General features: G+C 55.7%; 19 protein-coding genes. 1 reads left to right on the forward strand and 18 read right to left on the reverse strand.

The window, feature by feature from the left end; genetic code table 11:
• Nucleotides 1-204: 204 nt before the first annotated feature.
• The 14 genes from ACKF11_RS01635 to ACKF11_RS01700 form a co-directional block, all read right to left on the reverse strand.
• Nucleotides 205-2,667, reverse strand: coding sequence for a TonB-dependent receptor (locus tag ACKF11_RS01635; RefSeq protein ID WP_407995725.1), 2,463 nt, complete (start codon nucleotides 2,665-2,667; stop codon nucleotides 205-207).
• Nucleotides 2,668-2,765: 98 nt separating this feature from the next.
• Nucleotides 2,766-3,605 (reverse strand): FecR family protein, encoded by an 840-nt coding sequence (locus tag ACKF11_RS01640; protein ID WP_407995726.1) that lies wholly within the window; start codon nucleotides 3,603-3,605, stop codon nucleotides 2,766-2,768.
• Between the two features lie 6 nt (nucleotides 3,606-3,611).
• Complete coding sequence (locus tag ACKF11_RS01645; RefSeq protein ID WP_407995727.1) at nucleotides 3,612-4,118, reverse strand: sigma-70 family RNA polymerase sigma factor; 507 nt, start codon at nucleotides 4,116-4,118, stop codon at nucleotides 3,612-3,614.
• A gap of 79 nt (nucleotides 4,119-4,197) precedes the next feature.
• Nucleotides 4,198-4,998 (reverse strand): CDP-diacylglycerol diphosphatase, encoded by an 801-nt coding sequence (locus tag ACKF11_RS01650; protein WP_407995728.1) that lies wholly within the window; start codon nucleotides 4,996-4,998, stop codon nucleotides 4,198-4,200.
• 93 nt (nucleotides 4,999-5,091) lie between these two features.
• Nucleotides 5,092-5,928 (reverse strand): pantoate--beta-alanine ligase, encoded by an 837-nt coding sequence (panC, locus tag ACKF11_RS01655; protein WP_407995729.1) that lies wholly within the window; start codon nucleotides 5,926-5,928, stop codon nucleotides 5,092-5,094.
• Nucleotides 5,929-5,931: 3 nt separating this feature from the next.
• On the reverse strand, nucleotides 5,932-6,720 hold the full coding sequence (gene panB, locus ACKF11_RS01660; protein WP_407995730.1) for a 3-methyl-2-oxobutanoate hydroxymethyltransferase: 789 nt from the start codon (nucleotides 6,718-6,720) through the stop codon (nucleotides 5,932-5,934).
• Nucleotides 6,721-6,733: 13 nt separating this feature from the next.
• Nucleotides 6,734-7,381 carry a deoxynucleoside kinase gene (locus tag ACKF11_RS01665; protein WP_309564493.1) on the reverse strand — a complete coding sequence of 216 codons (648 nt, stop codon included), beginning with the start codon at nucleotides 7,379-7,381 and terminating at the stop codon, nucleotides 6,734-6,736.
• Nucleotides 7,378-7,869, reverse strand: coding sequence for a 2-amino-4-hydroxy-6-hydroxymethyldihydropteridine diphosphokinase (gene folK / locus ACKF11_RS01670; RefSeq protein WP_407995731.1), 492 nt, complete (start codon nucleotides 7,867-7,869; stop codon nucleotides 7,378-7,380). Before folK ends, ACKF11_RS01665 begins: the two co-directional genes overlap by 4 nt.
• Before the next feature lie 2 nt (nucleotides 7,870-7,871).
• Complete coding sequence (pcnB, locus tag ACKF11_RS01675) at nucleotides 7,872-9,230, reverse strand: polynucleotide adenylyltransferase PcnB (protein WP_407995732.1); 1,359 nt, start codon at nucleotides 9,228-9,230, stop codon at nucleotides 7,872-7,874.
• A 166-nt stretch (nucleotides 9,231-9,396) separates the two neighbouring features.
• Nucleotides 9,397-10,473, reverse strand: coding sequence for a sulfate/molybdate ABC transporter ATP-binding protein (locus tag ACKF11_RS01680; protein ID WP_407995733.1), 1,077 nt, complete (start codon nucleotides 10,471-10,473; stop codon nucleotides 9,397-9,399).
• Nucleotides 10,474-10,508: 35 nt separating this feature from the next.
• On the reverse strand, nucleotides 10,509-11,405 hold the full coding sequence (gene cysW / locus ACKF11_RS01685) for a sulfate ABC transporter permease subunit CysW (RefSeq protein WP_309564500.1): 897 nt from the start codon (nucleotides 11,403-11,405) through the stop codon (nucleotides 10,509-10,511).
• 12 nt (nucleotides 11,406-11,417) lie between these two features.
• Nucleotides 11,418-12,257, reverse strand: a complete 840-nt coding sequence (cysT, locus tag ACKF11_RS01690) for a sulfate ABC transporter permease subunit CysT (protein WP_407995734.1) — start codon at nucleotides 12,255-12,257, stop codon at nucleotides 11,418-11,420.
• Nucleotides 12,258-12,381: 124 nt separating this feature from the next.
• Nucleotides 12,382-13,269, reverse strand: coding sequence for an EAL domain-containing protein (locus tag ACKF11_RS01695; RefSeq protein ID WP_309564502.1), 888 nt, complete (start codon nucleotides 13,267-13,269; stop codon nucleotides 12,382-12,384).
• 10 nt (nucleotides 13,270-13,279) lie between these two features.
• Nucleotides 13,280-14,269, reverse strand: a complete 990-nt coding sequence (locus tag ACKF11_RS01700; protein ID WP_407995735.1) for a sulfate ABC transporter substrate-binding protein — start codon at nucleotides 14,267-14,269, stop codon at nucleotides 13,280-13,282.
• A 259-nt stretch (nucleotides 14,270-14,528) separates the two neighbouring features.
• Between ACKF11_RS01700 and ACKF11_RS01705 the strand changes: the two genes are divergently transcribed.
• Nucleotides 14,529-19,094, forward strand: coding sequence for an AAA family ATPase (locus ACKF11_RS01705; protein ID WP_407995736.1), 4,566 nt, complete (start codon nucleotides 14,529-14,531; stop codon nucleotides 19,092-19,094).
• A gap of 311 nt (nucleotides 19,095-19,405) precedes the next feature.
• Here ACKF11_RS01705 and ACKF11_RS01710 read toward each other — a convergent pair whose 3' ends face one another.
• From ACKF11_RS01710 to ACKF11_RS01725, 4 genes are all read right to left on the reverse strand, one after another.
• The gene (locus tag ACKF11_RS01710; RefSeq protein ID WP_407995737.1) at nucleotides 19,406-19,768 is read right to left on the reverse strand and encodes a DUF2325 domain-containing protein; all 363 of its coding nucleotides are present in this window, start codon (nucleotides 19,766-19,768) and stop codon (nucleotides 19,406-19,408) included.
• Nucleotides 19,769-19,842: 74 nt separating this feature from the next.
• A complete protein-coding gene (locus ACKF11_RS01715) occupies nucleotides 19,843-20,853 on the reverse strand; it encodes a sulfate ABC transporter substrate-binding protein (RefSeq protein ID WP_407995738.1) in 1,011 nt (336 codons plus the stop codon).
• 23 nt (nucleotides 20,854-20,876) lie between these two features.
• Entirely contained in the window at nucleotides 20,877-21,077 is a 201-nt protein-coding gene (locus ACKF11_RS01720; protein ID WP_407995739.1) for a YezD family protein, read from the reverse strand.
• 175 nt (nucleotides 21,078-21,252) lie between these two features.
• Complete coding sequence (locus ACKF11_RS01725; protein ID WP_407995740.1) at nucleotides 21,253-22,827, reverse strand: alginate export family protein; 1,575 nt, start codon at nucleotides 22,825-22,827, stop codon at nucleotides 21,253-21,255.
• Between the last annotated feature and the right edge of the window lie 143 nt (nucleotides 22,828-22,970).

The following is a 22,970-nucleotide window of genomic DNA, read 5'->3' on the forward strand; positions in this document are numbered from 1 at the left end:
CTTGGATACGTCTTGGTTGTTAATCCAGGTAAATCCTATGTCATGGAAAGAGGGCTTCCCCCTTATCTCGCCAAGCCATGAACCATTAACATTGATGGGATTGGATAGTCTTCCAGGTTGTTAATTGATGCTATCCAACAATACCGAACCCCGACATATGGGAATGCCCGGGTTCGGTATCGGGTCTGGCGTTAATCGGATAGTTTAATAATTGATAGTGTAGCTAACCGCCAATGTTCTGCCTTCAGCCGGAATACTTGAAACCGGTGCGAACGTAACAGCGGACTGCTGGGTGTAGACTGTGCGATAGTATTTATCGAACACGTTGTACACACCAACATCGATGCGCCCTTTAGGTGCCGGAAAATGGGCCAGTACATCCACGATGGCGTATCCCTTGATAATTGCAGCATCATTGGGGACTACGTTAGCATCATTGGCGGTGACGAGGGAGTCTTTGTAGGCTCGGTCTGAGCCTTGAATTGCCAGCATTTGTACCCTAACGCCGGAGCCTTGGTCGTTGTTCCATTCGCCAAACAGGGTGGCCTTGACCGGTGAGACTTGGTACGCATTCAATTCACGCCACTCCCCGGCGGCGTCCTTGAATTGGCCGCGAGTATAACCCAATGTGCCTCCCAGCTTGAACTGCTCGAAGACAGGATAGCTTGCATTCAGCTCTATTCCATAGATACGCTGATCCGTGCTGGCAACATTGATTGTTCGGTTAGACTGGAACTGCACTACCTTGTCAGAAGTGTTATAAAAGCCAGTGATTCCGACATTCGGTCCTTGTTCCATGTGTAAGCGCCATCCCAGCTCATAGCTATTCACAGTGATAGGGGTGATGTTGGCCGCAGACAAGTTGTAACCGGATGGTACGTCACGCATGACGCGTTGCACATCAGGATAGCTGAACCCTTGCGAGAAATTGGCAAATACTTGTTGTTGTTCTTGGAGCTTGTAGACTGCCCCAAGATTGAACAATGCCTTGGCATCGCTGCTTGATCCGCTGTCGACAGGAGTCAGGTCGGCAGCAAGCCCTTGCGCGGCCCTTGCAGCTTGCCTTGTCGGGATAAATGCATCTGTTTCAGCCCGGATGTATTGATACCGCATACCTGCCTGCACGTTGAGTTTGTCGCTGGCAACGAAATCGCTTTGCAGGAAGATACCCAAGTTTTGGATTTTTGAGTCTGGACCGGCATCAAAGCTGTTACCTGTGTAGGTATAGGACAAACCGTTGTTACTCGCCTGCATCAGATCATAGTACTGGCTGTCTTTCTCATGGTCATAGTCGAAGCCGTATGTCAGCTTTAAATCCTTGTCTTGAATTTGCAGGTCTGTTTGGATTGTTGATCTGAAGCCAGCGACATCAATATTGGATTGTGACTGATTGGCGAAGGCGGTGCCAGCGTACACAGGGAAGAAGCGCGCTTTCTCTTTGCGATAGTAAGCTTCAAGATTCAATATCTGCCCCAGGAAATCCTTGTGCTGATATTGCGTATTGATTGCATAGCGCTCGGTAAATGGCTGATTGCTTAAATGCAAGCCCCGGACTGCGCGGAAAGTCGGGTTGGTTGAGAAACTACCAGTGTAATCTGGTGCATATGAGGTGTCTTGTTCGTCTTTATAGTACTGAACCCCAAGGCTTAAGGTTTGGTGGTTTTCCAGATTGAAATTCAACCGTCCATGCAGGTCGATAGTATCAGTGTCGGCACGGCTGGTCTGGTAAGGGTCAAGGGCAATCCGGTTCCCATTGCCGTCCAGCTGATCGCCGCGGCTGGTGTAGTTCACTCCCAGGAATCCGTCGATTTTGTCTTTGTTAAAAGAAATGGTTTGCCCAATTTCATAGGCGAGTCCATCACGATTGAGATTGGTGCCTGAGGCAACGCCTATTTTTGACTGATAACTAATCGGTTTGGACTTGTCTGTTCGCTTGGTGATGATATTGATGATGCCTCCGGTCGCGCCTGAGCCGTAAATGCTGCTGGCTCCGGATACAACCTCAACACGTTCGATCATGCTGGGACTAATGCTGTTCAATTGCCGGGAAACATCTCGCGAACCCGTTTGTGAAACGCCATCAATCATGATCAATACCTGCCGTCCGCGCATGGTCTGGCCATAATTGCTGGTGGTGCCGCTGCTTGGTGCCAATGACGGAATCAATTGTGCCAGGGCGTCAGCGGTCTTGCGTCCAGCCGCCGCTTGTTGCGTGATTTGCTCATTGCTGATCGTTTGTACTGTGCCGGCAATTTCAGCAATGCTTTTTGGCGTCCTGGTTGCAGTAACGACTATCTGCTGTAATGCAAATTCTGTTGGCTCATTGTTGGCAGTTTCGGATGCTGCTGAGAATTTTTCTTTAGCGTTAATGATAATGAAGCTATTGTTGCCCTTGTCTTGCAAGCTCAGGTTCGAGCCTGCCAGCAATTTTTCTAATGCTTCGCGAGCAGTGAAGTTCCCTTTGATCGCAGGGGTGGTCAGTCCGCTTGCCAAGCTGCTGGCGAGCAGCACCTGGACGTCGGCTTGCTTGGCGATGCGGTTGACGGCCTGTTCCAGCGGCTCGGCTGGGATGTCGAACGTCAGCTTGCCGGTATCGGCATGGATGGATGTGGCAAATAGCAGGCCGATGGCGACGGCGGCCTGCCTGAGTGCGTAGTGATGTGACACGGTAAAACTTCCCTTCTGTAAAGCGATTTTAATGACCTACAGGGAGTTAGCCGTTTGGTAAGGTCGTTACCCCAACCTGGGAATGAGAATTTTTTTGATTATTTTTCGCTAACTAGCAAACTGCCATCTTTTTGCTGCTTTACCTTGACCGGCAGGATATCCGGCAGCAATTGCAGCAGCTTGTCGGTATTGTCGATGGCGAATACGCCGGAGAAGCGGAGTTTGCCCAGCGCTGCGGATTGCAGGCGGATAGGCTCACGACGGTAGCGTTGGATTTCCGCGATGGCTTGGCTGAGCGGTGTTTGCTCAAACACCAGTTTGCCGTCCCGCCAAGCCAGACTGTTGGCAGGGTTGATGTCGTGTGCCGGTTGCAAGGCGCCGTCTGCTGACATGGTGATTTGCTGGTTGGCAGTGAGCATGGCGCGCATATAGCCATCGGCCGCCTTGCTGGTGACCTGCACCTTGCCTTCTTCCACCGTCACCGTCACATGGTCCTGCTGACGATAGACGTCGAACACGGTGCCGACCACTCTGATGTCCGCCTTTCCCGCCGCCACGGTGAATGGCCGGTATGCGGCCTTGGCGACGGAGAACAGCGCCTGGCCCTGGCGCAATGCCACGCGGCGCGAGCGCAGGTGCCAGGAAACCTCCAGTTGCGTATCGGTATTGAGCGTGAGCTTGCTGCCGTCCGCCAGTGTAATGTCGGCACGCTGCCCGATGACGGTGGCATGCTGTTCGCTCCTGTAGGCCGGGTCCAGCCAGAGCAAGCCTGCGGCGATCATGGCGAGCAGAAGGGTTGCGTTCGCGGCGGTTTTCTTCTTGCGCGGCTTCTTGATTTCCGGCAGCGGGAATAGTTCTTTCAGAGTGTCGCGGTGCTGTGCCAGTGCGTCTTCTGCGCTGTGCTGTTCTTTGCCGGGCGGCGGATTTTGCTGCGACATAGATGCTTAATCGCGTCCGAGTTGTTTTTTGCAGGCAGCTAGCCCCAGGCGGGTATGGCGCTCCACCATCTTGACGGAAATGCCGAGTTGCGCGGCCACCTCGGATTGGGTCAGGCCATGAACCTTGTGCATGATGAACACTTGCTTGCAGCGCGGCGGCAGTTGTTCGATGGCTTGCGCCAGCAGTTGCACCTCGCGCTGGGCATCCAGCGCGGCAGCATGATCGGGAACGCTGGTGGTATCCGGCAGCTCGGCCATGGATTCGATCAAGCGGGTGCGCACGCTTTCGGAGCGGCATTCATTCACCGCCATGTTGTGCGAGATGCGCTTGAGCAGGGCAATCGGCTGCCTGGCCTCGATTGCTGGCTTTTCCATGATATGCACGCAGACATCGTGCACGATTTCGCGCGCAAACCCGCGGTCGCCGAAGCGGCGGCAGATATAGTCCACCAGCTCGTCGTAATGTCGCGTGAGCGAGGCCAGCAGGGTCGGGCGGGGAGTGTCTTGCAGCACGCTTGGCAGTTGCGGAAGGGTTCAAGTAAAGGCTGATTATAAATAATAATGCTTCTTAATTGTGACTTTCTGCGGAGTGTCAATGGAAGAGCTGTGGGCATTGATGGTCCTGGATTTCCTCCATCGATGGATGAGGCAGCCAGTCGGATTGCCTGCTGGCCAGCAGCACAAGATTGCCGTTTTGCAGGGAGGCAAGCCCGAGGCCGAATTCGCCCATATGGCCGCGCGCTTGCGGCAAGCCGTTGGCAAGCAGCAGGAAGGGGCTGTGGTGCGCGAGTTCATCCAGGTCTAGGGTGCGTGCCCAGTACTGGTGGGCGTTCATCCCGTTCGATATGGGTTGCCATTCGGAGCCCAGCTTGGCGGAGAGTGAATCCAGCTGATTTCTGACTACAGGTTTCAGGCAGGATATATGGATGTGCAGCTGGTTTTGCGTGCGCGCACGCTGGGCATTGACGGTGAGTGAAAGCGTTTCGGCAGGAATGGTTTTCCCGTAAAGCACTTCCAGCCAGCGGCGTTCCTGCCAGGCATGCGCAAAAAAGTTGCTGGTGGATGGATTGAGCAAATCAGTAGACTCCATGCCACTGATTTTTTCAGTGGGAATCAGCAGGTACTGCAACGGGCCGACCCTGTCCTTGAATATGACGTATTGATCTTCCAGGTTGACACTGGCGCATGGCGCGGGCGTGTTTTCTGCCAACTGGCGCGGCACGCATTGCTCGTGCGTGATGCGCCACAAGGCATCTGCCGAATGGATGCGGTGGGCTGCGGTCAAGGGTGTCGTTGCTGTGCTGTGGCATCCTGCCATGTGGATGGCTAGCGCTATGAGGCCGGTGCAGTTGAATAGACGGGTGCAATTTAACATGGTTGGTTTCATGTTCATGGCCGCGGTATGGATGGAGCCAATAGAACAAGATAGCCAACGATTAAGGCGGCAGCATGACGCTATGGCCGAGCCCTGTAAGAAGGCTTTATTTCAAACGGAAAATTCGAGATTGTCGATCAGCCGGGTGCTGCCCTGCCGTGCCGCGGCAAGCACCACCAGGTCGCGGTCGTCCGGGCTGGCCGGCATGAGCGTGGCGGCGGAGCGGATGGAGACGTAATCGACGATCCAGCCCAGCTGGGTGAGGTATTGGCTGCTTTGCGCCTCGATCGCGGCATAGTCGCGGTTGCCTTTCTGCACATTGTCGACGATCAGCTTCAATGTGCGGTAGAGCCGTTGCGCTTCCAGCTTCTGCCCGTCGTTCAGGTAGCCGTTGCGCGAGCTCAGGGCCAGGCCGCTTTGCTCCCGCTGGGTCTCGCCCGCGACGATCTCGATCGGCAGGTTGAACTGGCGCACCAGCTCGCGAATGATGAACAGTTGCTGGAAATCCTTTTTGCCGAACACGGCAATCTGCGGCTGCACGATGCTGAACAGCTTCATGACCACAGTGGCGACGCCGTCGAAGTGGCCGGGCCGTGCGGCGCCGCATAGTTCGTTCGCAATCGGTGGCGGGGTGATGCGCATGGTTTGCTCGGTGGGGTACATTTCCTCGACGGATGGCGTGAACACGATGTCCGCGCCTGCCGCCTGCAGTTTTTCGCAATCTTCCGCCAATGTACGCGGGTAATTCGCCAGGTCCTCGTTAGCGCCGAATTGCAATGGGTTGACGAAAATGCTCGCCACCACGCATTCGGCACGCTGCCGCGCGAGCTCCACCAGGTGGATATGCCCGGCATGCAGGTTGCCCATGGTCGGGACGAAGGCGATGCTGTCTTCCTGCGCAAGGCGCGCGCGCAGGTTCGCAATCTGGGGAATTACCTGTAGCGTCATGGGTTACTCGAAGCTGTGTTCCGTATCGGGGAAGGTTTGCGCCTTCACGGCGGCGACATAGTCGCTGATCGCTTGCTCGATGCTGCCGGCGCCTTGCATGAAGTTGCGCACGAAGCGCGGCGATTTGCCCGCGTAAATCCCCAGCATGTCCTGCAACACCAGCACCTGGCCGTCGCAGTATTTGCCCGCGCCAATGCCTATCACGGGAATCTGCACGGCCTGGCTCACCGCGGCCGCAAGCGCTGCAGGCACCATTTCCAGCACCAGCATGCCAGCGCCTGCCTGTGCCAGGGCTTTCGCGTCCTCAAGCAAACGGCGAGCTGCGGCCTCATCCTTGGCCTGTACGCGATAGCCGCCAAGCTGGTGCACGGATTGCGGCGTCAGGCCGAGATGGCCGCAGACAGGGATGCCGCGCTCCACCAGGAAGCGCACGGTCTCCAGCATGATGGCGCCGCCCTCGACCTTGACCATTTGCGCGCCCGCCGCCATCAGCAGGGCGGCGTTCTCGAAGGCCTGTTCGGGGTTTTTCTGGAAGCTGCCGAACGGCATGTCGGTGATGACGAAGGCGTTCTGCACGCCGTTGGCGACGCATCGCGTGTGATATTCCATATCGTGCAGCGAGACGGGTAGGGTGCTGGCGTGGCCTTGCATGGTCATGCCCAGCGAGTCGCCGACCAGCAGCACCTCAACGCCGGCCTTGTCGCTGAGCGCCGCGAAGCTGGCGTCGTAACTGGTCAGCACGGCGATTTTCTCGCCGCGCGCTTTCATCTGTTGCAATGCCAGGAGGTTCATGCCGAACAGGCTCCTATTCCAGGTTGGGGTTGAAAAACTCGCGGCGGCCGCGCATTTGCATGATGCGGTCCAGCAGCATCTGGATGGCGCCTTCCTTTTCGGTGATGTCGAGTTTTTCGTTGTTGACGATGAGCACGGGGGCGCCGTCGTATTGGTGGAAGAAGTTGCTGTACGCATCCGACAGGCGGGCGAGGTATTCGCGCGGAATCTCCTGCTCGTAGGCGGTTCCGCGCTGGTTCACGCGCTCGTGCAGCGTTTCCACCGGGGATTGCAGGTAGATCACGAGGTCGGGCGTGGGCACCTGCACATGCAGGTGCTTGTACATCTGGCGGTAGAGCGCATATTCCTCGTCGTTGAGGTTCAAGCGCGCGAACAACGGGTCTTTTTCCAGGAAGAAATCCGCAATTGTCGCCTGGTTGAACATGTCGCGCTGGCTGAGGTCGCGGATCTGTTCCACGCGCTGGAACAGGAAGAACATCTGCGTCGGCAGGGCGTAACGCGGCGCATCCTGGTAGAACTTGGGCAGGAAAGGATTGGCGCCCGCATTTTCCAGCAGCAGGTTGACCGGGAACATATCGGCCAGCTTATGCGCGAGCGTGGTCTTGCCGCTACCGATGGGGCCTTCGACGACGATGTAGTGGAAGCGGTCGAAAATGCTCATGCATTGTCCTCCTGCCACAATGCCACTCCCTGGTCCCCGCATTGCGCTGCCAGGTCTGCCACTTTGCCCTGGCCGGCAATATGCAGTTCCGGCGCAATTTCCGCCAGCGGCAGCAATACAAAGCCGCGCTGGTGCATGCGTGGATGCGGCAGTGTCAATTCGGCGCTGTTCATGGTCACTTCATCATACAGCAACAGGTCCAGGTCCAGCACCCGGGGCGCGTTGGGAAAAGGGCGTTCCCTGCCATGCTGGTTTTCCAGGCCGAGGATGGCATGCAATAGCGCGATAGGCTCCAGGCTGGTTTCTATTTCGGCGACGGCATTGATGAAGTCGGGCTGGTTGTCATAGCCGACAGGCGCTGTACGGTAGAGCGAAGAAGGCCGCACCAGGCGGGTTCCCGGCAGGGTGGCAAGCTCTGCCATGGCTTGCCTGACTTCTTGGGCGGGATCGCGCAGGTTGCTGCCCAAGGCGATATAGGCGCGCGCCATGATCACTCCTCTGTTGCGGCCGAGGCTGGCTTCTTGGTGCGGCGGCGCCTGCGTTTGCGCGGGGCGGTGTCGGGCAGCAGCATGGCCTGGCGTTTCTCGCCGTCGGCGTTGGCAAACTCAGTCCACCATTGGCCGATGTCGGTGGGCAGTTCGCCTGATTCGCAGCGCAACAGCAGGAAATCGTAGCCGGCACGGTAGCGCGGGCTTTCCAGCAGGCTGTAGGGGCGCTTGCCCGCGCGCTGCTCGAAGCGGGGTTGCAAACCCCAGATTTCGCGCATCGTCACGCTGTAGCGCTTGTGGATGGCCATCTTCTCGGCCTGGATGTCACAGACCTCGTCCATCGCCATATGCAATGCCGGGATGGGTTTATTGCCTTGCTGCTCGAATTTCTTCCAGGCCAGCAGCACCTCGTGCCACAACAGGGTGGCGAACAGGAAGCCGGGCGAAACCGGCTTGTCCGCCAGTACGCGCTCATCAGTGTTTTTCAATGCCAGCCTGACGAAACGCTCGCCCATCGGCTGTTCGAGCACCACGTCCAGCAACGGCAGCAAGCCATGGTGCAGCCCGTGCTGGCGCAAGGCGTTGGCGCTCTCAATCGCATGGCCGGATAGGAACAGCTTGAGCATTTCATCGAACAGCCGCGAAGGCGGCACGTCATGCAGCAGCTCGGCCAATTCGGAAATCGGCCGTTCTGTTGCCGCATCCAGCTTCAGGCCGAGTTTCGCCGAAAGGCGCACAGCGCGCAGCATGCGCACCGGGTCCTCGCGGTAGCGCGTGACCGGGTCGCCGATCATGCGCAATACGCCGGCCTGGATGTCGGCTACGCCATGATGGAAATCCAGCACCTCTTCGGTCGACGGGTCGTAATAGAGCGCGTTGGCGGTGAAGTCGCGCCGCGCCGCATCCTCCTCCTGGCTGCCGAACACATTGTCGCGCAGGATGCGACCGCTGTCCGTCACCTTGGCATCCCCTTGTTCCGCCAGATGGCTGCCGCGGAAGGTGGAAACCTCGATGGTCTCATCGCCGAACATCACGTGCACCAGGCGGAAGCGGCGCCCAATGATGCGCGAGCGGCGGAAAATGCGGTTAACCTGTTCAGGCGTGGCATTGGTCGCGACATCGAAATCCTTGGGACGCTGCTTGAGCAGGAGGTCGCGCACCGCGCCACCCACGATAAATGCCTCGAAGCCCGCCTTTTGCAAGCCGTCAGTAGTCTTGATCGCTGCATTGCTGATGAGCTTGCGGTCTATGCGGTGCACCTTGGCAGGAATGCGCTCGGTGTTGCCCTGAGGACGGACCGTACTGGAGGAGGCAGGTTTTTTGGGGGATTTAAAAACGCGTTGCAGCAGTTTTTTGATCATTTGATAAGTTTTTAGTTTTGGGCGCAGCTTGATAGCGGTCATTATAACTTAAGCTATCACAATGGTTACTGATTGAATAAGTCGTTTCTTCCTCAAGCCAAACAAAAGGCCCGTGCGATATTGCATCACACAGGCCTTTGGGTCAGTCGGCTGGAGTATTCCTAGCCTAGCCTGGGCTGGTATTGCTCTCCAGGAACACTTGCACGCTGCGCGGCTTGAGGTAGACGTGGCTGCCTTGATCGATGGCAAGTTCGCGGAAGCGCTCGCGCGTGATTTCCGCTTCGATGATGTCGGCATCGTTCACAGGTTGCAGTTCCAGACGCACCAGCGGGCCAGCTGCGTGGATGTAACTGACGACGGCTTGCAATGCCGGGTTGCCATTTGGTTCGGTGTAGATATCGATGTCGTGCGGGCGCACGTAGGCGAGCGCATTGCTGTTTTGCACGGCATGGTGCTCATCCAGGCTGAGCGTGATGTTGCCGATATGGGCCTGACCCTGGTCAACGCGGCTATGGAACTGGTTGACGTTGCCGAGGAATTTATAGACGAACGGCGACGAGGGGTTATCGTATACCTCTTGCGGGGAGCCGATTTGCTCGATCTTACCCTGGTTCATGACGACGATGCGGTCCGCGACTTCCAGGGCTTCTTCCTGGTCGTGCGTGACGAATACGCTGGTGATGTGCAGCTCGTCATGCAGGCGGCGCAGCCAGCGGCGCAAGTCCTTGCGCACCTTGGCGTCCAATGCGCCGAAGGGTTCGTCCAGCAGCAATACCTTGGGTTCGACAGCGAGCGCGCGGGCGAGCGCGATGCGTTGGCGCTGGCCGCCGGAAAGCTGCGGCGGGTAGCGGTCCGCCAGCCAGTCGAGCTGCACTAGGCTCAGTAGCTGGTGCACCCGCCGATGGATTTCGGCTTCGCTGGGACGGGTTTTCTTCGGCCTGACCCGCAGGCCGAACGCGACGTTCTCGAACACGGTCATGTGGCGGAACAAGGCGTAATGCTGGAACACGAAGCCAACCTGGCGTTCGCGTACGTCGCGGTTGGTTGCTTCCTCGCCATGGAAGTGGATGCTGCCGGAATCGGGCGATTCCAGGCCGGCGATGATGCGCAGCAGCGTGGTCTTGCCGCATCCCGAAGGGCCGAGCAGGGCAACCAGTTCGCCGCTTGGCACGTCGAGGCTGACGTCCCCCAGTGCGGTAAAGCTGCCGAATTCTTTTTTGATGTTGCGGATTTCAATACTCATGATGTCATCCTTGTGACAGGTATGCTGTTTATACGTTATTGGTCAGAGGCTTTTTCACGCGCGCTGGCACTACGGCTGCTTTGCCATTCGATATACGACTTGAGCGCCAGCGTGATGAGCGCAAGGAAAGCCAGCAGCGAGGCCACGGCAAACGCAGCTGCATAGTTGTATTCGTTGTAGAGGATTTCCACATGCAGCGGCATGGTGTTGGTGAGCCCGCGGATATGGCCCGACACCACCGAGACCGCGCCGAACTCGCCCATGGCGCGCGCATTGGTGAGGATCACGCCGTACAGCAGGCCCCATTTGATGTTGGGCAGGGTAATGTGCCAGAGGATTTGCCAGCCCGACGCGCCCAGCACCAGGCCTGCCTCTTCCTCTTCCTTGCCTTGCGCCTGCATGAGCGGGATCAGCTCTCGCGCGATGAATGGGAAGGTGACGAAGATCGTGGCCAGCACAATGCCCGGGATGGCGAAAATCACCTTGAGGTCATGATCGATCAGCCATTCGCCGAACCAGCCTTGCAGGCCGAAGATCAGCACATAGATCAGGCCCGCGATGACCGGGGAAACGGCAAACGGCAGGTCAATCAGCGTGATGAGGATGCTTTTGCCCTTGAACTCGAACTTGGCGATCGCCCAGGCTGCTGCGATGCCGAATACCAGGTTGAGCGGCAGCGAGATGGCGGCCGCGATCAGGGTGAGCTTGATCGCGGAGACGGCATCGGGCTCCACCAGGGCGGCGATGTAGGTTTCGAAGCCCTTGCGCAACGCCTCGGTGAACACGGCAGCCAGGGGAATGAACAGGAACAGGCTGAGGAACAACAGGGCCGAGATGATCAGGGCCCAGCGAACCCAGGTGGGCTCGGAGGTCGCGCGGCTGCGCGCTACCTTGGCGTTGTAGTGGGCGAGTTGGGAAACGGTGGTCGACATATGCTTGTGTTCCTATCGCGATGCGCTGTTGCGGCGGCTGCTCCACCATTGCAGGCCGTTGATGGTGAGCAATAGCAGGAACGAGATGACGAGCATGACCACCGCGACCGCGGTAGCGCCGGTGTAGTCATACTGTTCCAGCTTGGTGATGATGATCAGCGGGGTGATCTCGGAGATCATCGGCATGTTGCCTGCAATGAAGATGACGGAGCCATATTCGCCAATCGCGCGGGCAAAGGCGAGCGCGAAGCCGGTGAGCAGGGCGGGCCAGAGCGCGGGCAGAATGACGCGGTGAAAGGTTTGCCAGCGGTTGGCCCCCAGGCTGGCGGCGGCTTCCTCGGTTTCCGCCTCCAGGTCCTCGAGCACGGGCTGCACGGTGCGGACGACGAACGGCAGTCCGATGAATGTGAGTGCCACGACGACGCCCAGCGGGGTAAATGCCACTTTCAGGCCGTAAGGTTCGAGCAGGCTGCCGATCCAGCCGTTGGCCGAGTAGACCGCGGTGAGCGCAATGCCTGCCACCGCGGTAGGCAGGGCGAACGGCAGGTCGACCAGTGCGTCGACCAGCTTTTTTCCTGGAAATGTGTAGCGCGTCAGCACCCATGCGGTCAGCAAGCCAAAAACCGCATTGATGAGGGCGGCGAACAGGGATGCCCCGAAGGTGAGCTTATACGAGGCGATGACCCTCGGCGTGGTGACGGTGTGCCAGAATTCACCGAAGCTTAGTTCGGTGGTTTTGAAGAAGGCGGCCGACAATGGAATCAAGACGATCAGGCTCAGGTATAACAACGTATAGCCGAGAGAGAGGTTGAAGCCGGGCAGCACGTTATGCGGTTTGTGTTTTTTTGCCATATTGTGAGTTTAGTTTGTTTGGCTGGAGTTGGGCTGGTGCAATGTAGCAGAAGCGACTGCCGGGCAAAAATAATATGTTTTTATAATGATATGCCCCGACGTTATTTTTCTATGGGCCGCGCCGTTATGCTGCGGCCCGCTTGTTCAGGCGCAGCGCGGGCTTCAAGGCCTCGGCAGGCTGTAATTCCTTGGCGGTGGCCGGCCTGCCGAGGAAATAGCCTTGCAGCAACGTGCTGCCCGACTCGATGGCGATTTCCAGTCCGGCCTGCGATTCTATGCCGGTAATCACCGGTTGTGCGCCGATGTCGTGCACCAGCTGGATCAAGCGGGGCAGGATCTTGCGTACGCGCGGGTTGCGCTCGGCTTCCTTGATCAGGCTGGTATCCAGCTTCACGAACTCGGGCGAGAGTTTCCACAGCCGCTCCAGGTGGGAGTGCTTGTTGCCGAAGTTGCCGATGGCGATGCGGTATCCGCGTTCCGTATAATTCTCGATGGCGTCCGCCAGTTGGTTCTCGTGCTCGACGACGCTTTCCTGTATCTCGATGACCACGCGGTTGGTCGGTACGGAATTCGAGTGCAGGATGCGCTCGAACACTTTGCCGTGCGCATTGACGCTGATCAGCAGGTTAGGGTGCACGTTGAGGAACAGCAAGCCGTTTTCCGCATAGATCTGGCGGAAGTTGAGCACGTGCAGCGTGCGCACGACGCGGTCGAACTTCACCAGCTTGCCTACCTGCCCGGCAAAGCTGAAGGCGAATTCGGGACTGATGCCCTGCTGGCCGCCCAGCGATGGGCGGATGAAGGCCTCGTGGCCGAACAAGTCCCCGGCCTCGCTATCGTAGATAGGCTGGAAGGCGCTGTTGAGCTGCAAGCCCAGGAAGGTGCTGTTGAACTCTCCCGAGGATTGTTCTTCCAGCCCGTACTCGTCGAGATCCAGGTAGAGGGATTCCCGCAACTGGGACTTGAGCTGCTCGATGGCAGCGGAGGTGGGGGCTGTGTTCTTTGTCGTCATGGCTGGCTGCTTATTTATTCACATAAATCTGGTCGAATATTCCACCGTCGGCAAAATGCGTTTTCTGGGCTTTCTGCCATCCGCCGAAGGTATCATCCACGGTAAACAGTTGCAGTGGCTTGAAGTCGGCCTTGTGGGCCGCCAGGACTTCGGCCGAGCGCGGGCGCAGGTAATGGCGGGCGGCGATTTCCTGTCCTTCCGGCGAATAGTGGAATTCCAGATAGGCTTGCGCTATCTGGCGCGTCTTGCGCTTGTCCACCACCTTGTCGACCAGTGAAACCGGATTTTCCGCCAGGATGCTGGAGGACGGGTAGACCACGTCGAAGTTGTTGTTCCCCAGCTCCTTGTTGATGAGGAAGACTTCGTTTTCGAATGTCAGCAATACGTCGCCAATGCCGCGCTGCACGAAAGTCGTGGTTGCGCCGCGGCCGCCCGCGTCCAGCACCGGCACGTTCTTGAACAGCTTGGTGACGAAATCGCGCGCCTTGGCTTCGTCGCCGCTTTTCTTGATGACGGCGCCCCAGGCGGCAAGATAGCTATAGCGACCATTGCCGGAGGTCTTGGGATTGGGGATGACCACCCCGACCCCGGGCTTGACCAGGTCGTCCCAGTCCTTGATGTTCTTGGGGTTGCCCTTGCGCACCAGGAAGACGGTGGTCGACGTGGTGGGCGAGCTGGCATTGGGCAGGCGCTTCTGCCAATCAGCAGGAATCAGCTTGCCGCGCTCGAAGAGGATATCGATATCGTTGCTCTGGTTCATGGAGATGACGTCCGCCTGCAAGCCGTCCGCAACGGATCTGGCCTGCTTGCTCGAGCCGCCATGGGATTGGTTGATGGTGACGGATTCCCCGGTTTTCTGCTTCCAGTATTTGCTGAAGGCAGGGTTAAAGTCTTTGTAGAACTCGCGTGTCACATCGTAGGAAACATTAAGTAGTGTGGTGCCCGCGTAAGCGGTGATGCTGGAGATCAGCAGCACGGTGGTGAGTAGTGCTTTCAGCATAAACCTCTCCAAGTGGAATGTAAGTGATACCAAATTGGTAGGGTGTACTTTAATAAGGGAGTTAAAAAAATTAAAAGAATATGTTTTTATATTTATATAATATTTGGTAATTTTAATGGTGCGGAGTGAGAAATGACACTATCTATGCTGATTTGTAGAGTTTCTAGAGTAATAATGCTGATTAGGCTGAAATACCTGTACCTCGCATACGAGTAATCTGATAGTTGCGCGGAATAAATGTCTGCTAATGGGGGAGTGGATGAGTATCGCAGGAGTACGTTCCAATCGAGGGGACGGTTACCAAACATTGGTAGCATTTGATTGGGCATTGACAGTCCTATCCGATCCGGAATGTCTTTGGCTTGAGATTGATTCGATAGCTTATTCGGTGGACGATGTCGTGATCGGTAAGGCCGACGGCACTCTGATTGCTTGTCAGTGCAAGAAAAATCAGACCGATTTCAAGGCTTGGTCAATATCAGACCTTGCGGACGAACTGGACAAGGCATCCAACTTGTTGGGAAATAACGGAAATGCCGAGGTGCGTTTCTATTCGCGTAACAACTTTGGTGACCTTGCGAAATTGAGAGAACACAGCTCGATTCAAAATGATGAGGTCAGTTATCAAGCAAGTTTAGGCAAGGAGCAGAAAGCGATAGATGCGGCTTTGACGGCACGGCTTGCTGCGTCCTCCCCCAACGTTTCCTCCTACGAATTCCTGCAGCGCACAGAATTTGAGCTTAGTCCTCCACTAGAACGCATGGTCAATCTGCTGCTCGAACGCTTGCGGAGCATGGCGAGCAACCCGAATGCCGCGTTCGATGCTCTCTGGACTCGCCTAGATCAACTCGGGGCGCGCATGATTGGTGACAGCACATCCGCCAATCGGCACCGACTCACCAAAAATGACCTCAGGACTATTATTCATAATGCTGGAGCCATGCTGGCACCTCCCATGGATCTTGCCGAGGTGCGCTTGTCATTTGCCGGCACTTCCGCTATTGGCAGGTCATGGCGGAGAGATATTGCTGGGCAGAGGATTTCCAGCCCGACTGTGAACGAACTGCTTGCCGCAATCGATGCAAAGAAGCGGGCCATCTTGCTCACCGGGCTGCCTGGCTCTGGGAAAACCTGTGTGATGCTCGCGCTACAAGAGGCCTTGGAGCAACGAGCGCAAACCTGTTCAGACATTGCGCCGATCTTCATTCAGTCACGTGAATTTGCCGACCTGGCTACTGCACAAGATCGAAAATCCCAAGGCTTGCCTGAGCAATGGGTCGAAAAGGTTGCCCGCCTGTCCGAAAGCGCACATGTAATTGTGGTCATGGATTCGCTGGATGTGCTGTCCATCGCTCGCGACCATCGTGTGCTGACCTACTTTTTGGCGCAGATAGACCGTTTGCTATTGGTTGCCAATATTACCGTGGTGACTGCCTGCCGCGACTTTGACAGGCATTACGACCGTCGAATTGCCGAAAGGAAATGGGATTGCGAATTGAAGTGTCAGCCTTTGGACTGGAATGCTGAGGTTGCGCCGTTGCTCGATAAGCTGGGGATTGCAACGACACCCATCGATGTGGTTACTCGCGAGCTGATAAAGAATCCACGCGAACTGGCATTGTTCGTCGAGTTGGCGCAGCGCGAGGGCAGCTTTAATGTGGTAACCAGCCAAGCCTTGGCGCAACGCTATCTTGGAACTATCGTGCGGGCCAACAACGCGCTGGGGGATTCGGCAATTCAAGCGATAGAAGCCATTGCTGCGGATATGCTGAATTCACGCAGTCTGGCTGTGCCGTATCAGCGTTTCGGCGCATCGCAGGAAATTCTCCGGGTACTTTGCAGCCTCAATGTGATGCAGGAAACCCAGGACGGGAAGTTGACGTTCGGGCATCAAACCCTGCTGGACGTATTGGTCATCAGTGGGGCGGTGCGCAGTGGCGTCACGCTAAATGGATTCATTCAGGGTCTACCGCCAGTTCCTTTCGTCCGTCCAAGCATTCGCAGCTTTGTAGCCCAGTTGGCGCTGGGCGAGCGTCGCGAATTCAGGAGGCAGCTACGTACCGTATTGACGGGTGGTGGCGCCTTCCATATCAGGCGTTTGGTTGCAGAATCATTTGCAGAGCAGAAGCCCCAGGATGATGATTGGCCATTGATACGCGACTTGCGCGAAAAGCATCGTGACGTGTTTCAGGTGATTTATGGTGCTGGGGCAATTGAATGGCATCACTTCTGGTTAAGGCATCTGGTTCCCTACTTGAGGAGCGTAAGGGATGCCGAAGGGATGACAAGGCATGTTTATCGAGTAGCGCAGTGGGGACGTGCAGACGCTGCCAGCGTGCTGGCGCTATGGTCGGAGGCGCTGTCATTGGATTGGCTGGATGGCAATGGCATTGCAGAACAACTTGGGTTTCATCTATCAGAAATAACATCTGAAAATATTGCGCTGGTTGTTCCGCTACTTGAGCGGCTGCTCGATATGCCACGCTCCAAACACAGCTCACTTGGAAGAGCCATCGCACGTTGTGTGGCCGCCGGTGTGATGGATGATTCCCTGCTTTGGCGCTATATCGCAGATGGCGTTAGCGACGATGACTTACTTAAGTACAGGTTCGATAATAAATTGCGTTGCAACTCCCATGAGTTCGGTGACCGTGAAGAAAATTTTCTCCGTCTACGCATGGAGCAGTCCACGGTATTACTGGATCTAGTTTTGGAATCGATAGAGCACTGGAGCAATGTTCGTGCATCGCGCTACGGCGAAACCCGCATCGGTTACCGCTATGGATTTTTGAGCGAAACCTCATACGACGATGCACACAGTCAGCGCGATATTCGGCATGCAGATAGTATGAATGTGCTGCTTGATGCGGTTGAAGGAGCTATTCTTCACCATGCCAAAGCAAACTCGGACTGGTGGCGGAATAACCGTGAGCGTCTATGTTCTAGTCGCGAAGGGGCGTTGATTTACTTCGCTATCCTCGCATGCATTTCAGCACCTGCAGTCAATATCGATTTGATCGGGCGTATGTTGTGCAACAAGAATTTGCTGGAGTTTGAACTTTCCTACGAATTGGGAACATTGATTCAGTCAGCGTTCACCTTAATCGATACCTCAATGCAAGATTCCGTGATGGCAAACATCATGGCCCTTTGGGGTAAAGAGATTTCAGATGAGTCCGACCATTTCTGGATATTGAGAAAACGAGCCGAATTTATCGTCACGATCCCTTGCCACCAGCGCTCGCCAGAAGCACAAGAAGTGTTGGAGATATATGAAAAGCAGGCTGGCGCGCTGATCCGGCAACCAGATATACGCTCGCGTGGAGGCACGGTAAGTGCGCCGTTTTCATACGAGGTATTTCTCAGTACAGGCAATGACGGGGTGCTGTGCTTGTTGTCCCACTACGCTGGATATGAAAATCATTTCGATGATTTTCTGGTTGGTGGTGAGCGCGAGGTCGGCTGGCAACTGCGAGAGGCATCTTCCCGTCATCCCACGCGATTCCTGAAAATGTTGTCTAACTATTGGGTGGATATTCCAAAGCGGTTCCGGGATGACATTATGGAGGGTGTTGCCACTTATCTGGCTCATCGTTATGGCAATTTGCAAACCAACGGTACATGGGAGCCTATCGAAGAGCCCGATGCTTCTGTCTTGGCTGGGCTGATTCTTGATGAACTGGAAAGGCATCCGAAGCATTGGGATCGCAGCCGCCCTGCAGCCAAAGCGCTGGAAGCCTGTTCTAATGTCATCTACGATGCGCCGATCGCCGAGCGGTTGATTTTTCTGGCCATAGGTTTTGAAGGACTCCACGAGGATGATCCCATTAGAGGAGATAACGTAGGGTTGATCTCCATAGGGATCAATATGGCGAAAGGGGATGTTGCCGAAGCATTAATGATTCTGGCAATTAATCTGCATAAACGTGGTAGTGCATTTCCTGAATTGCTGGTCCCTGCCTTGCATCGTTTTGCCAGTGACGAACATCCTGCTATTCGATCACTGATTCTGCGTCGCTTGCCATACTTGCAAGGCAAAGCTTTTGACCTGGGTTGGGATTTGTTTAACCTCGCTATGAAGGATGCGGAGATGCTTTGGGAGATCGCGGAGCCTTGCCTTTATTATGCCTATCATAGTCATTTTGAGGTGGTGAGGCCTCTGTTGGCTTACCTCCGTGGCGAGGGCAGCGGCAAAGACTTGGAAACATGGGGGCGCATTTCGGCCTTGGCGGCCCTGGCTCGGCGCATCGATTTTGCAGAGTTGTTGGAGGACGTGAGTGTGCTGGATCAAACGGAAGCGTGGCAGGGCGCAGCTACCGTTTGGACAAACCTTGAAAACATTCGGCAGCACACTGAGCAATGTTTTATGGGGCTGGATGCGGGTTTGAATGCTGATGCTACTCATGCCAAAGCAGTTGCGGAGCAAGTGGGACATCTTTTCGACAGGTCGGCGGTGATCTCTGTGCCGATAGAGCTGATTCGACGTTGTTTTGATGTATTCAAGAGCGATCACGATCAAGAGAAAAAGCACCATCGTCTCTTCGAGTTTCACGAATGGCTCAACGCGACCTCGCAGCATGATCCGGAACAAGCCTTGGCTGCAACCGAAATTTATCTGGATTATGTCACCCATTGCAAACCATATTTTTATGACCATGAGGATAGTCTTACTCAACTAATGACGCGTCTCTTTGCTGAAGCAGAGGAACGAGAAGAGTCTGATAGCGGCGCGATGCTGCAACGTGTTGTGGCAGTACAGGATATTCTACTTTCTATGGGAGTTAATGGTGTAGTTGAGTGGCTGAAAGCTGCTGAGCGCCCATGATTATTAACACCTATTAGTCCTGGTTCGTTATGCATGTGAATGCAATCAGCTTTTACCTAGGGGTAAAAATGGTCCAAATGCGTTGTTTCTGCGGTGGTTTTTTGTGGAAACTATAGTAAGGCTGTCATTGGCGCTCTATAACACCTATGCTGACATTGAAATCTGCTAGACATATCACTGGTTTGCAGTGGGCGTTGATAAAGTAAGTAGTGCTGATGCAAAGAAAAGGCCGGGATGTCCGGCCTTTTCTTTTGGCAGCTTGCATTATTAATGCATCGGGCATGATGCCTCAGACTTTCGCTATGGAAACCTCAGTTGCCTTGATCAGGGCCAAGACTTCCGTGCCGACCTGCAGGTTGATCTGGTCTACATTCGTCCTCCACAACGTAATCAGGATCTAGTTTTTGCAGGCGGGTGCGCAATGCTGTTGGACCATTCGGCGTGTAAACAATTCGCACGCCGCGCTTGGCTGCGCTTTGCTTGATCTTGTGGGTGAATGTATGGCTGATCCAGTCGGTGACCAACACGATCAGGTCGGTATCGTGCGGAATGGCTTTCTTGCCGTCGCCGACCTTGCGGCCCGACCAGTGGTTGATATGCGTGACACCGAAGTTGGACAGCTCTTGCTTGATGCCTTCAATCTGGTCGCCGCCTACAATTAACGCAGTACTCATGATGAGAGTCTCCTTTAGCTGCTGGCAGCGCCAAATTGTGCTCGGCGCTGCCTGTTAATCAATGAATCGTCAATTTATTGCTGGTAGATCTGGTCGAAGGTGCCGCCGTCGGCAAAGTGCGTTTTCTGCGCCTTTTGCCAGCCGCCGAAGGCCGAGTCGATGGTGACCAGGCTCAGCTTGGGGAAGAACTTTTCATACTTCTTGGCGACGCTTTCGAGGCGCGGCCGGTAGTAGTTCTTTGCCGCAATCTCCTGGCCTTCCTCGCTGTACAGATGCTCCAGGTAGGCTTCTGCCACCTTGCGGGTGCCGCGCTTGTCGGCCACCTTGTCCACCACCGAGACGGACGGCTCGGCCAGGATCGACAGCGACGGCGCGACGATCTCGAACTTGTCCGGGCCTAGTTCCTTTTGCGCCAGGAAGGCTTCGTTTTCCCATGCCAGCAGGACATCGCCGATCCCGCGTTCCACGAAGGTGGTTGTCGAGCCGCGGGCGCCGGAATCCAGCACCGGTACGTTCTTGAGAATCTTGCCGATGAATTCGCGGGTCTTGGATTCATCGTTGTTGAATTTCTTCTGGCCGTAAGCCCAGGCTGCCAGGTAGTTCCAGCGCGCACCGCCGGAAGTCTTGGGGTTGGGGGTAATCACCTTGATGCCGGGCTTGGCGAGGTCGTCCCAATCCTTGATGTTCTTGGGGTTGCCCTTGCGCACCAGGAACACGATGGTGGAGGTGTAAGGGGAGCTGTTGTCCGGCAGGCGCTTGATCCAGTCCTTGGGGATCAGCTTGGCCTTTTCCTGTAGCGCATCGACATCGTAGGCAAGTGCTAGCGTGACCACGTCGGCCTGCAGGCCGTCGATGACGGCGCGTGCCTGCTTGCCAGAGCCGCCATGGGAAGTCTTGATGGTGACCTTGTCGCCCGTCTTGGCTTGCCAGTATTTTGCAAAGACATTGTTGTACTCTTGGTAGAGCTCGCGCGTCGGGTCATAGGAGACATTCAGCAGTGTGACATCGGCCGCCAATGCAGAGAGCGAGCTGCCCAATGCCGCGATGGCGATCAAGCCGGAAAGGCGGGGAATAAAACGGTTCATGCAAAATCCTTTTTTATATTTACTTAGTGGTTAACAGCGCTTTGCAAGGCTGGCTTGGTTTTTGGCGTGTCGTTGTTGAAGCGTACTTTTTCCCGGCGCTCGATCTGGGTGACGCGGCCATCGTGGACCGTGATCTCGATGGAGCCAAAACGCAGCAGATCGATGGAACGCAGGATTTCCTGAATCACCTCGTTGCTGGTTTTTAATTTTGGTTCTTGTGACATACGTTTGCCCTTGGCAGTGTTCAATGAATGGGTGAACTGTAGCAAGGTTATTAAATAGTTAAAAATAATTTGTTTTTATAATTTTATCGTTTTTTTGAATATCGATAGGCGCAAAAAAACCGGGAAAGCCCATGGCGATCCCGGTTGAAAATGGAGATATACAGAAAAAGGCGAACTAGAAGGCGCTGACCGTCAACTCGACATAGAAGAAGTTGGAGGTGTCCTTGCGGTCTCTCGTATTGTTCTTCACGAAGTCGCCGCCCTTGAAGTAGGCATAACCCACATTGCCCGTGACCTGCTTCACAATCGGGAATCTGACGCGAATATCCCATTCCTCGCCAAGATCCCTGTCTTGGTTGGTGCCGGTGTTGACCAGGTTGTTGCCCGCACCCCAGCGGTCGGTTGCGCTATCCAGCTTGTACCAGCTGTAGCCTGTGTCAATATTGACGCCGGTATATGGGGTGAACTCGGCGCGGATCTTGGTGGCATTGATGTTTTCCATCTGGATGTAATCATTGCTCGACCATGGGCGCGCAAAGCCGAACAGGCGGTCGAAGCGTTCCTGGGTGCCGGTGGTGGAGGCCTTGTTGCCGCTCGCTACACCATAATTGGCGCTGAAGCGCGGCTTCCAGGCGTGGTCTGCGGTGTAGCCGACTTCAGCGATGTAGGAGTAGGCGCGGTGGTCGCGCTTGGTGGTCGGCGTCACGTCTTCCTCGCCCCATTGGCGGTAGTAGCTGACGTCGTAGTCGAAGCCGGTCTTGCCGACTACGCCATAACCGCGCAGCCCGGCAGTGTGGATTTCGCGGTCCTTGAAGTCGTTGATATTAGTGACCCTGGCGCCGGAGGCATTGTATTTGACTTCATCGCCATCCTGCTTAAGGTAAAAGTAGGATGGGGACAGCGTCACGATATCGGACCATTTGCGCCAGTCGAAAACGGCGCCATAGAACCATTGCGCCTTGTCGCGCTGGTTGAGCTGCTCGGTGAAGCGCACGATAGGCTGCAACGCAAACAGGTCCAGCTCCCAGTCGTTCTTGTGCTGGCCGAAAGTGGCACGCACGCCCTGGAATGTATTGGTCGTGTTGCGCCATTCGTTACGGGCGATCAGGCGGCGGTCAAGCTGCTCGAACGCCATGCGGCCGGCCTTGATGCTGATGGGGCGGTCGTTCCCGAGGTCATCCTTGCCCAGTCCGTCCTTGAAGAACAGCTCGCCATATAGCTGGATCGGCTCGGCCAGGTCGACATCCCGGTTGTCGCGGGCGAATTGACTATGGTTGCGGCGATCGTCTTCCAGTTCGAGCGTGAATCTCAAAGGATCAAATTTGTTGCGCACTGCAAGGTAGATGCGAGAGCGAAGCAGGAATGGCTCATCAGTGACATTCCTGTTACGTCGGAAATCATTTTCCCGGTTTTCATAACGGAACCGGTAGTCGGCACCGACGTCCAGCCAGTCGATGTCGGTATATTCCTTGAGCCAGGTCTGGTTGATCGGCTTGGTGAATCTAGGGGGCTCGCTTTCGCGTTGCGTGCCATAGGCGCGCGGAGCAACCCAGTAGCCTTTTTCCGCTTTTTTCGCGAGTGCCGCCTCGGCTGCAATTTCCGCTTTGCGCGCCTTGATGCGTTCTTGTTGGTCTAGCTCCTCTGCTGACAGAGGCGCGTTCGCAGCTTCTTCGGCTGCATAAGTGAGTCCGGCCGTGAGTGCAATGCCGCTGGCAATCAATAGCTGGATAAGCCCAGTTTTCTTGATCAAGATAAATCTCCCTGATGTTTGTTGCTTCCAGTTGACTGGCAAGCGAACCTTGTTTGTTAACAAGTGTTGATATTCAACCGCTGGTGATACAGTAGGTGTTAGGGGTGTTTAAACAGGACAACGAGACGCTGGGATATGACTAC

This window comes from Methylobacillus draconifructus (genome assembly GCF_045984385.1).
GTDB classification, from domain to species: Bacteria; Pseudomonadota; Gammaproteobacteria; order Burkholderiales; family Methylophilaceae; genus Methylobacillus; species Methylobacillus flagellatus_A.

What these genes read in the sequence shown, in the direction of transcription:
- ACKF11_RS01640 (WP_407995726.1), bottom strand. Translation starts at nt 3,605, where the DNA reads ATGTCGCAGCAAAATCCGCCGCCCGGCAAAGAACAGCACAGCGCAGAA.
- ACKF11_RS01650 (WP_407995728.1), bottom strand. Translation starts at nt 4,998, where the DNA reads ATGAACATGAAACCAACCATGTTAAATTGCACCCGTCTATTCAACTGC.
- panC (WP_407995729.1), bottom strand. Translation starts at nt 5,928, where the DNA reads ATGACGCTACAGGTAATTCCCCAGATTGCGAACCTGCGCGCGCGCCTT.
- panB (WP_407995730.1), bottom strand. Translation starts at nt 6,720, where the DNA reads ATGAACCTCCTGGCATTGCAACAGATGAAAGCGCGCGGCGAGAAAATC.
- ACKF11_RS01665 (WP_309564493.1), bottom strand. Translation starts at nt 7,381, where the DNA reads ATGAGCATTTTCGACCGCTTCCACTACATCGTCGTCGAAGGCCCCATC.
- folK (WP_407995731.1), bottom strand. Translation starts at nt 7,869, where the DNA reads ATGGCGCGCGCCTATATCGCCTTGGGCAGCAACCTGCGCGATCCCGCC.
- pcnB (WP_407995732.1), bottom strand. Translation starts at nt 9,230, where the DNA reads ATGATCAAAAAACTGCTGCAACGCGTTTTTAAATCCCCCAAAAAACCT.
- ACKF11_RS01680 (WP_407995733.1), bottom strand. Translation starts at nt 10,473, where the DNA reads ATGAGTATTGAAATCCGCAACATCAAAAAAGAATTCGGCAGCTTTACC.
- cysW (WP_309564500.1), bottom strand. Translation starts at nt 11,405, where the DNA reads ATGTCGACCACCGTTTCCCAACTCGCCCACTACAACGCCAAGGTAGCG.
- cysT (WP_407995734.1), bottom strand. Translation starts at nt 12,257, where the DNA reads ATGGCAAAAAAACACAAACCGCATAACGTGCTGCCCGGCTTCAACCTC.
- ACKF11_RS01695 (WP_309564502.1), bottom strand. Translation starts at nt 13,269, where the DNA reads ATGACGACAAAGAACACAGCCCCCACCTCCGCTGCCATCGAGCAGCTC.
- ACKF11_RS01700 (WP_407995735.1), bottom strand. Translation starts at nt 14,269, where the DNA reads ATGCTGAAAGCACTACTCACCACCGTGCTGCTGATCTCCAGCATCACC.
- ACKF11_RS01705 (WP_407995736.1), top strand. Translation starts at nt 14,529, where the DNA reads ATGAGTATCGCAGGAGTACGTTCCAATCGAGGGGACGGTTACCAAACA.
- ACKF11_RS01710 (WP_407995737.1), bottom strand. Translation starts at nt 19,768, where the DNA reads ATGAGTACTGCGTTAATTGTAGGCGGCGACCAGATTGAAGGCATCAAG.
- ACKF11_RS01715 (WP_407995738.1), bottom strand. Translation starts at nt 20,853, where the DNA reads ATGAACCGTTTTATTCCCCGCCTTTCCGGCTTGATCGCCATCGCGGCA.
- ACKF11_RS01720 (WP_407995739.1), bottom strand. Translation starts at nt 21,077, where the DNA reads ATGTCACAAGAACCAAAATTAAAAACCAGCAACGAGGTGATTCAGGAA.